Below are 17,115 nucleotides of genomic sequence, written 5' to 3'. Positions count from 1 at the left end.
AAGCTTCTCTAAGCTATATCCTTGTTTTCTAAGTTCATAGATTTGAACTTTATCATCATAAGTTAATTTCATAACAAAACACCCCAAAAGTTAGATTTTTTCTGTCTAACTTTTGGGGTGCAGTTCAAAAAGATAAACCTCGTTTTTATTTTCTTTATTTTTAGTTTGTCGCTAGAATATGTCGCAATTGCACAGCACTAGGAGAAACAATTGGTAAAAATGCGCCTTCATTCCAACGACGTATGAAACCGGATGTCGATTTACTAAAGTATCCTCTACCGCCACCAGCTTGTAGTTCTAACAAGAGACTTTGGGCAACAACATCAACAATATCGATTCGTAACTGAAATAGTTCACGCGGATTTTTAACGAAATAGGACTCTTCAGATAGTCCTTGATAGAGAGAATGTCGAATATCATCTAACTGTTCGACCTGATGTTGCCATTCTTCCTTCAAGACACCTCGTTTCCCCAATTCTTTTTCGACTTCTGAGAGTGAACGTTCAGCCAAATCAAAAGCTAGGCCAAATTGGTAGCCTAAAAAGGCTGGACGATTTTGTGCTAAAAACTGATGAGCATCCTTGGATAGAATCCACTCTTCCTTTAAAGGAACCTTGTTGAAAGTCAGAGCTGCCGTATTTCCTCCTTGGAGAGAGACAAATTCCAAATCTTCGGAACGACTAAAGTTTTCTGCGTCCGATGGTACGGCTACTACATAACTTGTACTCGGATCATCTGCAAATCCTGCTACAAAAATAGTGAGGAAGCGATCCTTACGAGCATTGGTTACCCAAGGAAGTCGTCCTTTAAGATAATAATTTCCATTTTCTTCAAGGATACGAACATTTAGTTCCTCTAAGTCAGATAGATACTTGACCGCATTAGATAAGGCCGTAGCACCTGCATATTCTCCTGATAAGAGTTTTTCCAAGTAAACTTCTTTGAAATAAGCATTATCAGTATGAAGAATATTGTCTATTAAAGTTCGTTGCCCCCATGAGATAAAGGAGGCTGTTAAGGAATGTTGAGCGAGTTCTGCAAGGATATCGATAACATCTTGGTCACTTCCACCTAGCCCTCCAAGAACTTTTGGTACCCCTACACGAAAGGCACCTTCTGCAGCAATTTTCTCAATCAGCTCTTCTCCAGCTTGACATGATTTTTTGTCAATTTCATCGACGTGCTTGTCTAACCAGCTTAAAAATTCTTCTGAAAAAAATCCCATACTTTGTCCTCCTCTTATGCATAAGGTTGTAATTCTGGATTAATCGGTGTGTTAGCTAGGTTGTTGGCATAGTTACAAAGACTTGCTAGACTGACACCGAGAACAACATCCAAGGCATTTTCTTGCGTATAGCCTGCTTCAAGAAATTCTCCAAGAGCTTCATCTCCTACGCGCCCTTTGGTATTGATAACTGCCAAGGTAAACTTAGCTAGGGTATCCAACTTAGGATCGCTTTCGATTGGAGTACGATTGCGAAGGGCTTGAAGTAGGTCATCGTTCATCTGGATTTGCTTGATAGAAAAGGCTGTATGGCCAGCGACGCAGAAGGCACAACCGTTAGTTACGGCTGCAGTGATTTGTACCACTTCGCGCTCTACAGGTGTTAGACTATTGCGACGGTTAATAGCTCCAACAGTGCGATAAGCCTCTAGGGCTGTAGGGGCATTGGCCAAAAGACCGATAAGATTTGGGATATAACCATTGTTGTTCTTTTGTACCGTTTCAAGAACTTCTTTCACTTCTGCTGGTGCTGATTCTACTGTGTGGATAGTAAATGTTGTCATAAGGGGACCTCTTTTCATTTTGTAATTAAATGGTTTCTGCGAAAATCTTACGAAATCTCATCAGCCTATTGAACAAATCCTTGCCTTGATTGATGACTCATTAGCTTTTCGTTGACAATAAGTCTAACACAGAATCTATACCTTGCATAATATATATTTTAAATTGCACTGATAAAAAATTTTTATGAAAATAAAAAAATCACACCAGATGTGTGATCATAACTGTTAATTTATCTGGTGCTTGTTTCTTAAAACTAAGATGGACTCTACTAGCAAGCAGCATATAGCCAAGCCAAAGCCAGTAAATACTCCAAAATATTCTGTGATAAAACTCATTAGAAAAACAGAGGCAGAAAAGGCCAATGTAGAGACAACTTCGATAACGGAGTAAACATTCACAAGTTCCTTCTCATCAACCGATTCCTGTAAAAATACGCTCTCAGGAACTTCCTTAATCTGAGATAGAAAACCAATTACTAGAGATAGGAATAGAAAAGCAGGTGGATTTGGAAATAGCACTATCAACAGAGTTACTAGTGCTGTCGCTAACAAAGAAAAGGTCATAGTCTGATATTTATAGGTAACAACTTTCTCTGCTAAACGGAAGACAATAGCACCTCCCAAGATAATCCCCAAGGAATAGGATGTATTGACGTAGCCCCAATAGCTTTCTGACCGATGTAAAATCTCAGTCACAAAAACAAGTAAAACAGAAGATACCCAGATAGCATTAGCTAAAATTTCTAAAAGATTGGCTTGGACAATAAAGCGTAATCTTGATTCTTTAGCCACCAATCGCCAACCTTTTGTTAACGTCTCAACATTCGTTTCAGAGGACAACTCTTCTTTTTCGACTAGTGGCAAACCAAACATCAAAATCGTCGAAATTGTAAACAAAACTAACACAATGAGCAGGCTAGGATTCATTCCCAGACTCGCAAATAAGAAGCCTCCTAAGCCCCAACCAACGAGTTGCACACTTTCTCCACTCATAGAAATGGCCGCGTTCGCTTTAGCTAAATCACTTGCATAGCGTGGAACAATCGCATAGGAAACAGGCGCTGCAAAACCATCCAAAATGGAGATAAAAGTTACAATAGCGTATAAAAGAGGGATAGAGATATTTCCAGTGTACTTGAGTAGAAAAACCAAAATGGCTAGCAGAATCGTCTTACCCAATTGAGTCAAGAAAAGAACACGATTTAAAGCTAGTCTCTTCGTTACTAATGGAACTAAGAAACTGGCTAAAAAGGAGGATAGACCAATCAGAATTGGCACTAGGGAGGTTGAAATAACCGAACCAGATAAGACAAACACATTTGCAATCACAACAACTCTAAAAAAGACATCTGCTAGATTCGCTATTCCTTGTGAAATCACTAATTTTTGAATATCTTTTGACATAAACACCTCCAGTTTATTTCTCTTTCGCATATAGATGGAGCAAAACATATCAGAACAAAAATAGATTTATGCTGACTATTATACAATAAATAAAAGTGCAAATAAAGGATATCATAAAAGATGTACTCTTGAATTTCATTCATCTTATGACATAATACTCTTCGAAAATCTCTTCAAACCGCGTCAACGTCGCCTTGCCGTATATATGTGACTGACTTCATCAGTTTCATCTGCAACCTCAAAACAGTGTTTTGAGCTGACTTCGTCAGTTCTATCCACAACCTCAAAGCAGTGCTTTGAGCAACCTGCGGCTAGTTTCCTAGTTTGCTCTTTGATTTTCATTGAGTATAAAATAAAAGACTAGCCCTAGTAGTGAAAAAACTAGCATCTCACAAACAGATGCTAGTCTTATCTATAAATGGGAATATCAACCATACATTATTTATCAAAATACTTCTTAGTCTCAGCGATAACAACTGGTGATAAGGCTAAGAGTGCAATCAAGTTTGGTAGAGCCATGAGAGCATTGACGATATCCGCAATGACCCAGACCATATCTAACTCTATGAATCCTCCTAGCAAAACCATGAGTACAAAGACCACACGATAAAGCCAGATAAAGCGAACGCCAAAGAGAAACTCAAAACAACGCTCTCCGTAATAGTTCCATCCCAAAATCGTAGTAAAGGCAAAGAGTACCAAGAAGATTGTTAGAAGAGCAGGTCCAAAGAAAGAAAATACTGTAGAAAAAGCTGACTGAGTTAGAGCAACACCATCTAAATTGCCATTCCAAACTCCAGTCACCAAGATTGTCAAACCAGTCAGAGTACAGATGATCAAGGTATCAATAAAGGTCCCGGTCATGGAAATCAAACCTTGCTCCACCGGTTCATTTGTCTTGGCTGCTGCGGCCGCAATGGGAGCTGAACCCAATCCAGATTCATTCGAGAAAACACCACGTGCCACACCATTTTGAATAGCCATCCGAACACTAGCTCCTGCAAATCCTCCCACTGCAGCTATGGGACTAAAAGCTGATGTGAGAACCAGTGAAATTGTTGCCGGTACTTTATCAATATTAAAGAAAATGACTGTCAAGGTTCCCAATATATAGATAATGGCCATAAAGGGAACAACGGTGGTTGACACCTTTGAAATGGACTTGAGCCCACCAAAGACTGCGATCCCTACGAAAATAGATAAAACAAGTGCAGTAATTGTCGGATCAATACTAGCCGTATTTTGCACGGATTCTGTAATGGAATTCACCTGGGTAAAAGTACCGATCCCTAAAAGTGCAACTAGTACTCCAGCTACAGCAAAGAAGATTGCAAGAGGGCGCCATTTTTCGCCCATCCCTAGAAGGATATAATGCATCGGTCCTCCTGCTACCGCACCATGATCATCCTTGGTTCGATATTTGATAGCAAGTAGTCCTTCTGCATACTTGGTTGCCATTCCAAAGAAAGCGGCCACCCACATCCAAAAGAGGGCTCCTGGTCCACCAACCTTGATAGCCGTTGCCACCCCGATGATATTTCCCGTACCAACAGTTGCCGCTAAGGCCGTACAAAGAGCCGCAAAGCTAGATACATCGCCATGGCCCTTATCCTTGGTAAAAATAAGCTGGAAGGCCTTAGGGAGACGCAAAATTTGTAAAAGTCCTAAACGAAGAGTCAAGTAAATCCCTGTACCAACCAATAAGATCAAAAGGGGTGGCCCCCATACCAGAGCATCCAGCTCTTTTAGCAAATTTAACATACCATTCTCCTATCTATTCAACCCCAAAAGAAAGAGCACATATTAAAAACATGTACTCTGGAATGCATCGATAAATGCCAAAAAGCGCTCTATCATTGCTCTGTCCTTTTACCTGAGAGTTTGAGCAGTTGCCTGCCTTGCCCCTTCGGTGCCTTTACGGTCTCTCCAGAGTTCCGTCCATTTACAGTCATGAAAAATCGAAGGATTTTCCACTTCTATTAAACTTCATTCGGTGTTGTATTTAATTTTTATTTATTTTACAAGAAAATTTAGCTCTTGTCAATTATTTTCAGAAAAATTTATTCATATTTTCATTATTTTTGCTTTACTGAAAGTTCTATAATGAAGTTAGCCACCCAGCTTGCCTAAAAATTAGATGGTTCAACTAGCTTATAGCTAGTACTCGATTTCATTTGATAAGAGGCTTGATGCTGTTAAGCTGGTGTCCAAGGCTAAGACTAGCCTTGGACACCAGCTTCAAGGGGGGTCTCTTGTCACATAAAAGCTCTTATAGGCATAAGAAAACACCTCTGTGTTATACTTATTGTTCAACCACAAACACAAGAAAGGCACAGAAAGCCAAACATTGACAATCGATAGCCGTCGGTTAATCGAACGATGGAAAAAAAGGGAAATCAAATAGAGAAATTGCCCCTCTACTTGGAAAAGCTCCTCAAACTATCCACACCAAAATCAAGCGCGGGACAATTCTGCAATGTGTTGGAAAAGGGCGCTTCTAAAAGGGTTATTCTGCCGACTATGCTCAACAGTCTTATGAAAGTGCTGGCATTAAAATATCCTCACACATCACGCAAGGAAATCGATATATCAAGCAAGCTTTGACTATGTCGGGATTGATTGCAGCAAATTCTAAGGATCCAGCTTTTTCTTCTTTTTACAATCGAATTTCCCAAATAGAAAGCAAGATGAGAGCCATCATTGCTTGCGCCCATAAGATTCTCATACTCTTCGAAAATCTCTTCAAACTGCGTCAACGTCGCCTTGCCGTATATATGTTACTGACTTCGTCAGTTTCATCTGCAACCTCAAAACAGTGTTTTGAGCTGACTTCGTCAGTTCTATCTACAACCTCAAAGCAGTGCTTTGAGCAACCTGTGGCTAGTTTCCTAGTTTCCTACTTTGCTCTTTGATTTTCATTGAGTATCAGAATCATTTCTCCACCAAACAGACTTATCAAAAAGAAAAGGCGCTAGGACTGAGGAAACAGTTCTAACGCCCAAAATAAAAAATTTTCAATTACAGTGTAGCACAGGAAGTGATTTTTTGCGCTTTTTACTGTTTTTTTCAAATAAAATACTAAATTATTTTTAAAAATCAACTTGTGATAATTGCCTTCAAATAAACATTTTGAATTTTCTTTGTCTTTCTTTACATTACTAAAAATGCCGATTGCAGGGATAAGAAAACATCTCAGAAATACTGTATTATCAATACTTTTGATACACTTGGTCAAATTTTGGTCAATGAATTTGCTTTTATTTTTCTTCTTTAATCGACCAATAACTGCCTAACTGTATCATACTCTTTATCGATCACTTCTTTCAAAACATGACCATATGTTCTAATAATTTGCTGAATATCTTTATGTCCCATCAGCTTTGCTACTATCCATATATCCACCCCCTTTGCAAGTAGAAATGAACCGTAGGTATGTCTACCTGAAGTTGCTGACATTTCTTGACTACCAATTCCAAGTTCTGATAAACAAACTCTTAAATATTTATTAAGACCTGCATTTGTTGGGATTCTATATCTTCTATCATAAAAAACTAAATCTTCTTTATTCAAATCTTCACGATCATAAAGAACTTTAGACTGTTCTGCTTTTAAATCTTCTAGAACTTGTAATAATTTTTCATCAACAGGAATCTCTCTAACAGAAGTTTTCGTCTTTGGAGGAGTAAATTCTTGTCGATCTCCTGAAAATCTTCTATATGTTTTAATGGTCTTGTTTTCAAAATCAATGTCAGACCAGCATACTGCCATACCTTCTCCAACTCTAAATCCAGTCTTAAATAAAAAGTATAATAGATAAGCCATCACCGATTCTCGATAATTAAATTTTGACCGTAGATGAGATAACAAACTTTTATAGTCAGAAATACTATGGAGATATTTATCATCAATATCTTTACCAGACAGACCAAATATTTTTACACCCTCAGTAAAATCATTCAAAACTAGACCATTTCTCTTGCTAAAATTGACTACTGTTCGAATATCAGCATTTAATCGACTTACATGATCTTTAGTTACTTGTTCACCATATTCATTCAATTTAGACTGATATTCTTTATGACTAATTTGCACTGCAGGTATGTCTAAAAAGATTTTCTCCATCATCTTTCCTCTATAAGAATAGCCTTCTTTTGTCGATTTTGCCTTTTCTGATGGAAGAATCACTAGATCATACCAATCCTGCCACAACTCATACAGTGTAGCCTTACTATCAAACCTCGCTGTATAATTTGATTGAAATAACTTACGCTCCTTTTCTTGAGCTTCATTCATTGCTTCTCGTTTAGTTCTAAAACCCGAATTTGTCGCAATAACATTACCTTGCTTATCAAAGATACGGTAATCCCAAAGTTTGTTTTTTCCACGCTGTCTGTAACTTGCCACACTAACTCCTTTCTGAATGGCAGCCATCACCATTCTATTATAACATCAATAATATTTTTTTATAATTTTTATCAAAATATTCCCTTGTTTTTCTTGCTAAAAATCTATAAGGTGTCCCCTTACTTTTCGGATACAAGACAAATCCTTCCTTATTTTGCTCAATATCTAATTCATTTTTGATTGTTGGATTCAATAATATATCATTGACCAATTTTGTTTTACTAATAGACAATAATTCCTCAACCTTATCAATAGTCCACCATTGACCAATTTCTTCTTTCTGTATTAAATCTAGATACTCGGAACGACTGATCAAAACCATATTAGAAGGAATTGGAACTTCAATATTAAATACTTGTTTCGACTCTTTCATTTACTACTCCTTAAACAACAGCAAAAAAAAACAAGCCATTTCTGGCTTGAATTTATTTTCTTAATACGCACTTTTTTGATATTCATCCCATAAAGCTTGAAGATCATCTGCATTTTCTAAAACATACTGCCTTACAATCTTCATATCTTTTGATTTCAATCTACCATCTCGAAGCTCTCCAGTCAAAAACATTGAACCTACTTCCTCACCGTGGATATAGATATGAATATGTGCCTTCTGACCTTTATGATTATGCTCATTCGGACGAATCTCAATACCATACTTCAAAAAAGAATACTTAGGCATGTAACAACCCCACGTAGTCCTTCCACGTTTCAAGGTAGTTATCACGATTCAATTCAATTTGTTTTTGAGCAAACCGAATATCATAATCAGCCAAGTCCAAGTTCTCTAAGACTTCACCTGTAAGAATATTAAAAGTTCCAATCAATTCTTCATCATCATACATACGTAAGATAGGGTTATTAGGATTTTTAAAAATATCTTCTTTTGTGACTTCTAGATTTGTAACACCAAATTCTTTAATCATGATTCCTTCTCCTTTCACTTTATTTTATTATATCACATTTTCAATTATTTTATAATTGTTCTAACAACTTCTCTATATCAGGAAAATAAGTATAAGCTACTCCTCTACTAAAATCAAAAGAGTGGCCTTCCTCAATTGATACAGATACACTAGCATAATTTTTTCTTGGTAATTTTTTATCAGCATGACTCCCTTCATAATCATAAATAACTTTAACAAACTTCGCATTTTTTATAACTTCAACTATCATAGTTTCAATACCATGATCAGTTACAGAGTCAGCAATAAACTCTATAGATTCTTGATTTTCACCTAACCTACTAGCTAACTTCACAGCATAGATTTTTAATAATTCTACTTGATCCATTTTAACTCCTTAAACCAACAAAAAAACAAGGCAAGCTTTACCCTGCCTTGGCTAATTTTGTGCTACTTTACTTTTCTTTTTCCCAAAAATGTTGCAATCAAACCAACAAATCCCCAAATAGTTGCAAAAATTGTGCTAGCTGTTCCAGTATTTGGAAGAACTTTTAGTTCTCCTTCCTTATCTTTCAAAGCAATTGTACCATCTTTCTGTTTGACTGCTCCCACTTCATAAGGCTCTTTTTCTATATAATTGCCTTCACTTTCTTCTACAACTACTTTGCCTTTATTAGTGCCTACAATCTTATATCCTGTATTTGTTTCGATAGGTTTTTCCTTAATTTCTTCTTTAGTCACATTCAAGGGTTTAGGTTCTTCTTTTTCTTTTACTCCAACATTATCCTCTGCCTTTTGTTTTTGTTCCTTCACTTCTGGAGTATCTTCTTTATTTGGTTTCGTATTTTCTTCTCCCTCTTTTGATTTATCCAAAGTTGAATCAGAAGATTTTTGATCTCCTTGTTTATCATCACCCACATTTTCAACAGGCTTTTCTTCTTTAGATTTATTGGTAGAAGGACTTGTTGGCTCCACAACTACTCCTGTATGATCGTGTTCCTGATTCTTATTAGTATCTTTTCCAAGTTCTTCAGATGGTTTATCTTCTTTTGGTTGTTCTGTTGGCATTATCGGCTCTACAACTACTCCTGTACTATCCTTGTCCTCTTTTTTATCCACACTTCCACCCAAATCTAGATTTTCATTTACTGTTGGCGCTGTAGACTCCTTAGGAGCTTCTGCAGGTTTTTCTGAAACTACTAAACCTGAATTATCATTTGGAGTTGAACTATTTCCACCCAAATTAATTTCATCTGCTAAAATTCCATTTGCGACTGAACTCAATACAGCCACTGACAACAATGTTACAAATTTTTTATTCATATTTTTCCTCTTTTCTTATTTACCAATTACATATAAAAAGTTTTTTGCTTGGTCAGCAGTGAAGACACGATAATCAGTAATTCCTGTTCCTTGCATCGGTTGAATCACATTACATTCAGAAATCAATATCGAACCATTATCTTTAATATCCTCGACAAAGGCAACATGACCATAGGTTGCATGACTACCTGCTTGTCCTCCTTGAAACGAAACAGCAGAATGTTTAGTCGGTGTATTTGTCACCTCATATCCATCCTTGTGTGCCCAATCCTGACCATTTCCCATATACGGATCAAAGTTTATTCCAAATTCTTTTGCACGATTGAAAACATACCAAGTACATTGACCATAAGGATAAGATTGAGTGATATAGTCAGCTTGATTTATTTCCTTATCAATCGAAAATCCACTAGGTAATTCAGTCGAAACCTGACCAAATGGAACATCTACGCTACCTGCTATTGCACTGCTACTTGATGAGCCGTCTGATTCAATCGTACCTTTAAAGACTTCATACCACTTCTTACTGTCCTTTTCTAGCTTCTCTAGTTTTGTTTGTCCGTCTGATAACAATACACCTTCATAATGTTCAGACCAATACTTGGCACTTTCAAAAGGATCAGTTGCCTTTTGCATATAATCTTTGACTTTTTTATAGCCATGATTTAATTCATAGCTCATTAGTTCCAGCTCTACTGTACTATCCAAAGTACGAGAACTTGCATTTCTCCATCTATCACCATTGATAGTATTATCCCAACCTGACCATTGGAAATATCCAGCAACTCCACCTGAAGGATTCGTTAGTTTAGGATCAAATCCACTTTCTCTTTCAGCATTTGCAAGAGAACCACTAGCACCCTCTAAAGTAAATTTCTCTTTAGATAGTTGCCAGTTAAGAATCTTAATGACATCTTCTGCACGTTCCACCGAGATATTCGCTTTTTGAGCTACTTCTTGTGCTGTTAAACGTGTTCTCTTTCCAGTCGTACTATCAGATGAACTCCCTGAAGACACACCTACAAATCCAATCATCAGAATCAAGATTAGAAATAAGGGTAGAATTGTCGCAATAATAGAACCAAAAATTTTTGCGTATTTTTTAGCTATCACTTCCTACCCCTCTTTCTTTCAATATTTACATTTGGAAGTTCTACTTTTTTATCTCTTCCCTTTTTCTTTAAACTACTAATCTTACCTCCTTTCATTTTTTTACTTTTCGGAGAATTAATCTTTGATTTTTGAGGTGAAACTTTATTCAAAGGATTCACTTGATTCATTCTCTTGTCTACCTTGGCTTGAAATTCTGCTTTCTTTCTGGCCAAACGTTTTTCTCTCAAACGTTTCACCTCATTACGAGAACTGTTTTTTATTTTCTCATGATAATCTGCCTTTGTTCCAAAAGATTTTCTTTTTGAATTTAAGTCTATAAACTTATTCGATTCTTGATTTCTAAACGCATTTGTACGCACTTCATAAAGGAAAGACATCGCTCTATTTCCTTTTTCTTTCAGAGCATTAACCGTACCTGTTGTTCTATGTTTGACAGTCGCATAACCATCTCTAACTCTACTATAAGTTTCATTTTCGTTAGTATCAAATACCTGTTCTTTAGTCAATCCTTGTTTTTTATCCAGGTTATTAGTTGGCGAGTTTAAATTTTTAAGACGAGCTTGTAGACTTTCTTTCCCCATCTTCAAACCACCTTTTGCAAACTGACCACTAACTACTAATCCGTCTTTACCTGTCCTATACAATTTCTCTCGAATCTTTTTAGTTCCTTTATTCAGATTAAGTCCATTCATTCGACTAACAGGCAAACGCCCAATTCGTGAGAACATAGATAAAATCATTGCTCTATTCTTAATCATTAAAACTAACAATATCGCTTTAACAAAAATAACAACCAATACATTCTCACCAACTGCATAGCCAATAAAATCTGTCAAAGAATTATAGAAGAATACAAACAATGTTGTAGCTAATAATGTTACAGATGATAAAATCAACATAGATATAGCTTTTTTATTAAATCCATGAATCAAATGTTCCATCTTTGGAAATAGACTGATCAATAAAATAAATGGCAGTATCAAAATTAAAAAGATATAAACCATTAAAAAGAAAAATCGTGATAAACCTAAAACAAGATAAACACTACCAACTACAATTACATCAACCAGTGAAGCAAAAGCATAGCTAAACTTTGCACCCCACTCATTTTTCAACATCTTATTTTCAGGATCTTTGTCTTTTGCAATATCCTTGATTTTTTTCTCACCGATAAGATGATCTCCATCACCCTGCTTATATCCAGCTAAATCTTCAAATTCCTTATCAGATAATTGAAATGAGCCATCTTCCTTTATTGGAGAGTTCATATACTTATAAGCCTTGATGATAGTATCATTAAAATAAGCATCAATCTCATTGGAACTTTCTGAAGTCAGAGTTTTTGTTATCTCACCATTAAGCGTAATTGTTGTTGTTCTGAATCCATCATATAAGTGAGTCAATAAATATTTATTTTGACCGTCCACATTGAATCTTATAAAATATAAACCAATTAGAGTATAGATCAGTACCATTTTAATAAATGACTTCATCACACTACCCTTACCAGTCGCAAACAAATACAATAGATAAACTGCCATACTAGCACCAACAACATAAACAACTTCTTTACTGAATAGAGAAGAAAATACTTTACTAGAATTGTCTATTGTATTATTCAATAAAGAAGTTATATCACTCATTCCATCAACTGCACCATAAATACCAGCAATAATCCAAAAGATAAATTTTGATACCCAAAATACAGCTTGCACAATCGAATTGAAGAAATAATTCATATTTGAATCAAATCCAAAAAATTTCTTATCAAAATAAACCTTACTAGTCAAATCAGACATTTTGGACTTATAATTTTCAAAAGTCAATTTGCTTGATTCTTCTTCTTTTTTCTTTAAGGCTTCTTGTGTTTCTTTTGCCTTTTTGGCATTATCCAGTATTTTTTTTGCATTTTCAGCAGGATCGGTTAATTTGGGAGTATTTGTATTTTTATCAAACTCAATAATATTAAAATTGTTATTAGGTAAAATTGGCTCAGTAGCATTAGCTACAAAAGGAAAGAAAAATATAGACAAAATAAATCCTAATAAAATATTCCTTCTCATTTTTCCCCCTTACTGTACTGATACTAAACTAGATTCAACTGTTTCAAATAATGGTAAAAACTCAGGGAAAATTGTACCATCTACTGTAATACGTTCTTTTCGTCCGAAAGTATCGTAATAGATACATTGACCCATTGTTTGATTTTCTAACCACGCTCTTGATAATTCATCATTTTCAACTCGTAAATGTTCCAGTATTGCTTCTGTTTCTGTATGTTCAGGGAAAGCAAAGACTGTACCAAATCCAGTTGTATCATCACTTGTTTTCAAGTCTTTTACAGATTGAGTCACCAATACCAAGAAATTGTTAAAGGAACGTCCTGTACGTTTGATACGGTTAACTACTTGTCGTCCAGCAGGAGTTGACATAATCTGCCATGCTTCATCAAGGAATAACATTGTTTCCTTATCTTTCTCACGTTCACCAAAAATCGCACAGAAATAAGTTAAAGCATACATAACGGTCAAACTTCTCAACTGAGTTTCAGTCATTTCATCTTTATTTGTACCTTTAGGCATATCAAGACCTGTAATTTCAACAATAATCACTTTATCATCTGTTTTCAAAACTTCTTGACTACCATCAGAGAAGCACAAAGATAGCAGTGAATTCTTTGAAATTCTCTTCAGGAAATAGCCAGCAGTAGCAACTTCTTCTTTTGCATTATTTTCTAATTCTGCAAATACCTGTAACATACCAACCTTTTTACCAGCATTTCTACGCTCAAATACCTTATCAATCGCATCTAACAGATAGGGTTGAATCTTGATATAAGAATCTTTATCCAATACAGAAGCTACAAGTACTGTTGCTAATTCTGTCAACTCTCCTTCATCTTCTAAAAATGAGAATGGATCAAGAACCCCTCTATTTTCCTCTTTTCGCATATCCAAAGTGATAAAACGAATAGAGCGTATAAATTTTTGAAGTGGTTTATAGGTGCCAGCCTTTTCTAACTTAGCTAAAACTGATAAAAACTGTTTCTTCATTTCAGCTTTGGGATCGACATATAATACTCTGGCTTTAAATAGAGCATGAAAAACAAATAATAACTTTGTCAGGAAAGATTTTCCATTCCCAGTCGCACCAGTAATAGCTGTATGAGGATTGCTTGTTTCCTTTCCATGAATACCAATTTTATTCGCTTGTAGTAAGTTCGTAAACACAATATTGGTACTTGAATCCAAAGCACGTTTAAAATCTCCAAACCATGAAGCAATTTCTTTATCAATTCGAGCAATAGGAAAGCCAATATCTGTACCTACTTTTTTCTTTGTAAAGAAAAGATTCTCACATAATCCACGCAGACTTGAATATTGTAAATAACTTTCTCTTTTATTATCAATCAACTCTGTCAAACGACACTTATAGAATAAGTAGACTTGATCTGCAACAGCCTTGACAATTTCAACTTCCACATCTTTCAATCTTGAAGCTAATACATCATACTTCACATTCAATTCTTCAATACTATCACCAGTAATCTGTAACAAGTGAAGATACGTTACCATCAATTCCTTATTATCATGCTTCTCTTGAAAATCTTCTAACAACTCATGACTTTCCAAAACTTCAATCTTTTGAACATCATCATTCTCAGCAGTTTCATTTACTGTATTCCCAAGATTTTTACGTTTATTTCTTGCTTTTGTGCTCAAAGAATAGATTCCACTTCTTGTTGAAAAACGAACTTTCAACACACTATTGACAGGAAAACCAATATTCTTAATTTCCTCTAGTAAATGTAGATAAGAAACGTTTTTGGGATAAGCATATACAGGAATCGTTGCAACATAACTTTCTTCTTCACCATTGATCAGCTTCAAAGCATTTCCAGCACCAACTTCAATAATTGTTTCGTCCACATTCTCAATCGAATTTTCAAGCGCAACAATTTCACTTTCCTTATCATAGTATTGACCATTCAAAAAATGAATTCTATTCAGTAGCTCTAAATCAGTTTTTTCAACTTCCTTAATAGTTAAAGCGTGTAACTTTGTTTGAATCAATTCTTTCTGTTTTTCCCAATCCTTCCACCATTCAACTTTCGGCAACTCCTCAAAGCCAATCATTTTCATAATTGTTTTTCGGAAAGTCATAATCGTCTGCTTAATCGTCACCTTAAAATCAGACGACACATTGACCGACTTCAAAGGTACAACTAAATAATCTCTTGATTCTGTTAAATATGTAACTTCTTCCTCTAGCCTTTCTTCTAGTTTTGAAATCACATAATTTCCTAATGGACTTGTACCAACATCTTGCTCAATATCCTGAGATAGTAAAGCTATCTTCTTTGCTAAATCTAAATCAAAGTTAATAGTATGAATCGCAAGATCATTGTATTCAGCAATACTAGACAAATTATTGAATACCAGGTCTTTGCTGTCCTCTTTCTCACCATCTTCAATAGTATTGATGACTTGTGGCTCTACTTCAAATACAGCCAGCACACTTCCATCTTTTAAGAGAATCAAGCTATCATCTATCGCCCAAATGTTATTCGTTAATTCCACGATAAATTCTTCTCACTTTCTCATATTTTTTTCCTTTACAGAGATACATTGTTGTCCGTTCTCTATCATACTCAACCCAAAACTTGAAATAGTCCACTAGAAATCGAAACAATGTTTTCCCATCAATCTTATTCTCAGATAATATGTTTCCACACCACCAACCAGCAAACAATGAAGCTACAAAACGAAAACCCCAATCCAACAAAGGTACATACCCTAGTAAGAACCATACTAAAACAAAACTTATTAGAGTATAGACTATAGTCGACATTTTTATCGCAAATGGTAAACTGAAATCCTCATTTATCTTATGTACCCAAATAGGTTGTTTAAAAGCAGTAGTATAAACATAGAGTTTTTTATCTTCCCTCCTCATAACATTTTCCTACTTGAATAATTCAAGGGCTTTAGACCAAATAGGCTTCGTAGCATTTAATACTGTCTCAGGATTTTCAAAAAAGAAAAGAATGAATCCTGCAACCAAAACAATCACAACAAGTTTTCCTAACTGCTGCTCCTTCCATGCTTTAAGAGCCTTCATACCAGCAAAAAATGCGACTGCTGGAACACCAAGTTTTGATACTAAAAATTGAAACAATGCCATTTATTCTATTCTCCTTTTTCTTCCTTTTTATTAAAATCAGATGGTATTGTGTGTTCCATCTTTTCTACAAAATAACTATCTTTATCTTGTCGTAACTCAAAACTAAAATTTTCGCTATGAGTTGTCCCAGCAACATCAAGAGTAATTTGAGCATAAGCAAGTATTTTCCCATCTTTTTCCTTGAAATAGGTATAATCCAAACTCTTGAATGTTGCTCCACCAATAGACTTAATTCCACTAGAAATCAAATCTAAGTTTGCTTGACTAGTCGTATAATTTTTAAAGAACAATTCCATGAAAGATACCAACTTTTTACGTTTTCCTTCTTCCATTTCATCATTCGCAACTAGAGATACATGATTCTCTTTTTCTACCCCATCAGCTTTAAAATCACTTACAGGAGAAAACCAAGACAATCCAGATACATAGTACTTACCATTTTTTTCACCGTAAGGAATCGAAAATTCAATCCCTACTCGCTGGCTTTTATCTCCATTTTTTGTATCATAGATCACACGGTAAACAGCAATTCCATCTTTAGCACTTAACATTCGAGCACTAACAAGATTCATTTCCTGTTTTGTCTGACCTTGATTTTTTACATCAGGAACACTTCCATAATAGTCATTCAGTTTGGAGATATTTTCATCAGATGATCCAGCTTGTGAATCATAAGTAAAATATCTACTTACATAGCCATCTAAAAACTGTTCCAAAGTTCGATCTGTTTCTTTTCTTGATTCGACAACAGGAGGTTCAGAAAGTCTTGCTTTCATTTTTGCAGTAGTCGATAAAGAAACAAACATAGAAAAAGCTCCGAATAAGACAAAAAAAGATAAGCCAGCTAAAAAAATCAAATTCGATTTTTTCAAGCCCACTGAAAAAGGAGCTCTCTTACTTTTAATGAAATGAAAACCGAGGAATCACTCATCAATTTGAGCGAATTCCTCGGTTATTTTGTATTTATTAAGGCCATAATTCGTTTCATATTAACCAC

At 35.4% G+C, this 17,115-nt stretch carries 17 protein-coding genes, 2 pseudogenes and 1 riboswitch; of the genes and pseudogenes, 1 reads left to right on the top strand and 18 read right to left on the bottom strand.

All coding sequences use genetic code 11. The features are described 5' to 3' along the window. From QM374_RS09940 to QM374_RS09915, 6 genes and pseudogenes are all read right to left on the bottom strand, one after another. Nucleotides 1–72 (bottom strand): annotated as a pseudogene (locus QM374_RS09940) (transposase); the annotation flags it as partial. Nucleotides 73–160: 88 nt separating this feature from the next. Beyond that, nucleotides 161–1,225 (bottom strand): acyl-CoA dehydrogenase family protein, encoded by a 1,065-nt coding sequence (locus QM374_RS09935; RefSeq protein ID WP_414311639.1) that lies wholly within the window; start codon nucleotides 1,223–1,225, stop codon nucleotides 161–163. A gap of 14 nt (nucleotides 1,226–1,239) precedes the next feature. Then, nucleotides 1,240–1,788 (bottom strand): carboxymuconolactone decarboxylase family protein, encoded by a 549-nt coding sequence (locus QM374_RS09930; protein ID WP_414311638.1) that lies wholly within the window; start codon nucleotides 1,786–1,788, stop codon nucleotides 1,240–1,242. A 225-nt stretch (nucleotides 1,789–2,013) separates the two neighbouring features. Beyond that, the gene (locus tag QM374_RS09925; RefSeq protein WP_414311637.1) at nucleotides 2,014–3,192 is read right to left on the bottom strand and encodes a ryptide export MFS transporter; all 1,179 of its coding nucleotides are present in this window, start codon (nucleotides 3,190–3,192) and stop codon (nucleotides 2,014–2,016) included. 183 nt (nucleotides 3,193–3,375) lie between these two features. Next, nucleotides 3,376–3,534, bottom strand: coding sequence for a hypothetical protein (locus QM374_RS09920; RefSeq protein ID WP_414311636.1), 159 nt, complete (start codon nucleotides 3,532–3,534; stop codon nucleotides 3,376–3,378). 96 nt (nucleotides 3,535–3,630) lie between these two features. Continuing rightward, on the bottom strand, nucleotides 3,631–4,953 hold the full coding sequence (locus tag QM374_RS09915; protein ID WP_414311635.1) for an alanine/glycine:cation symporter family protein: 1,323 nt from the start codon (nucleotides 4,951–4,953) through the stop codon (nucleotides 3,631–3,633). Between the two features lie 90 nt (nucleotides 4,954–5,043). Beyond that, nucleotides 5,044–5,132, bottom strand: a riboswitch (glycine riboswitch). 407 nt (nucleotides 5,133–5,539) lie between these two features. Between QM374_RS09915 and QM374_RS09910 the strand changes: the two are divergent. Next, nucleotides 5,540–5,690: pseudogene (locus QM374_RS09910) on the top strand (helix-turn-helix domain-containing protein); the annotation flags it as partial. Between the two features lie 772 nt (nucleotides 5,691–6,462). On the opposite strand, the gene QM374_RS09905 reads toward QM374_RS09910, so the two are convergent. The 12 genes from QM374_RS09905 to QM374_RS09850 all read right to left on the bottom strand — a co-directional run bounded on the left by QM374_RS09905 (nucleotide 6,463) and on the right by QM374_RS09850 (nucleotide 16,996). Next, nucleotides 6,463–7,596, bottom strand: a complete 1,134-nt coding sequence (locus tag QM374_RS09905) for a site-specific integrase (protein ID WP_075227230.1) — start codon at nucleotides 7,594–7,596, stop codon at nucleotides 6,463–6,465. Between the two features lie 37 nt (nucleotides 7,597–7,633). Beyond that, nucleotides 7,634–7,969 (bottom strand): DUF771 domain-containing protein, encoded by a 336-nt coding sequence (locus QM374_RS09900; protein WP_075227186.1) that lies wholly within the window; start codon nucleotides 7,967–7,969, stop codon nucleotides 7,634–7,636. A 60-nt stretch (nucleotides 7,970–8,029) separates the two neighbouring features. Next, the gene (locus tag QM374_RS09895) at nucleotides 8,030–8,275 is read right to left on the bottom strand and encodes a DUF4160 domain-containing protein (RefSeq protein WP_001127469.1); all 246 of its coding nucleotides are present in this window, start codon (nucleotides 8,273–8,275) and stop codon (nucleotides 8,030–8,032) included. Further along, a complete protein-coding gene (locus QM374_RS09890; protein ID WP_075227185.1) occupies nucleotides 8,268–8,519 on the bottom strand; it encodes a hypothetical protein in 252 nt (83 codons plus the stop codon). The genes QM374_RS09895 and QM374_RS09890 overlap by 8 nt, the downstream gene beginning before the upstream one ends. 49 nt (nucleotides 8,520–8,568) lie before the next feature. Then, nucleotides 8,569–8,886, bottom strand: coding sequence for a hypothetical protein (locus tag QM374_RS09885; protein ID WP_414311634.1), 318 nt, complete (start codon nucleotides 8,884–8,886; stop codon nucleotides 8,569–8,571). A 62-nt stretch (nucleotides 8,887–8,948) separates the two neighbouring features. Continuing rightward, nucleotides 8,949–9,821 (bottom strand): LPXTG cell wall anchor domain-containing protein, encoded by an 873-nt coding sequence (locus tag QM374_RS09880; protein ID WP_075227183.1) that lies wholly within the window; start codon nucleotides 9,819–9,821, stop codon nucleotides 8,949–8,951. A 15-nt stretch (nucleotides 9,822–9,836) separates the two neighbouring features. Next, complete coding sequence (locus QM374_RS09875; RefSeq protein ID WP_414311640.1) at nucleotides 9,837–10,931, bottom strand: phage tail tip lysozyme; 1,095 nt, start codon at nucleotides 10,929–10,931, stop codon at nucleotides 9,837–9,839. Beyond that, the gene (locus QM374_RS09870) at nucleotides 10,931–12,997 is read right to left on the bottom strand and encodes a hypothetical protein (protein WP_414311633.1); all 2,067 of its coding nucleotides are present in this window, start codon (nucleotides 12,995–12,997) and stop codon (nucleotides 10,931–10,933) included. The genes QM374_RS09875 and QM374_RS09870 overlap by 1 nt, the downstream gene beginning before the upstream one ends. A gap of 9 nt (nucleotides 12,998–13,006) precedes the next feature. Next, nucleotides 13,007–15,514 carry an ATP-binding protein gene (locus QM374_RS09865; RefSeq protein ID WP_414311632.1) on the bottom strand — a complete coding sequence of 836 codons (2,508 nt, stop codon included), beginning with the start codon at nucleotides 15,512–15,514 and terminating at the stop codon, nucleotides 13,007–13,009. Beyond that, nucleotides 15,498–15,890: a TcpE family conjugal transfer membrane protein gene (locus QM374_RS09860; RefSeq protein ID WP_414311631.1), complete on the bottom strand. Its 393-nt coding sequence runs from the start codon at nucleotides 15,888–15,890 to the stop codon at nucleotides 15,498–15,500. Before QM374_RS09860 ends, QM374_RS09865 begins: the two co-directional genes overlap by 17 nt. A gap of 9 nt (nucleotides 15,891–15,899) precedes the next feature. Then, nucleotides 15,900–16,118, bottom strand: coding sequence for a TcpD family membrane protein (locus tag QM374_RS09855; RefSeq protein WP_049504187.1), 219 nt, complete (start codon nucleotides 16,116–16,118; stop codon nucleotides 15,900–15,902). A gap of 5 nt (nucleotides 16,119–16,123) precedes the next feature. Beyond that, on the bottom strand, nucleotides 16,124–16,996 hold the full coding sequence (locus QM374_RS09850; RefSeq protein ID WP_414311630.1) for a conjugal transfer protein: 873 nt from the start codon (nucleotides 16,994–16,996) through the stop codon (nucleotides 16,124–16,126). Between the last annotated feature and the right edge of the window lie 119 nt (nucleotides 16,997–17,115).

This window comes from Streptococcus infantis (assembly GCF_047465525.1).
Taxonomy (GTDB): domain Bacteria; phylum Bacillota; class Bacilli; order Lactobacillales; family Streptococcaceae; genus Streptococcus; species Streptococcus infantis_R.
The sequence above is the reverse complement of the archived record's forward strand: the minus strand, read 5'-3'. Positions and strand labels throughout refer to the sequence as shown.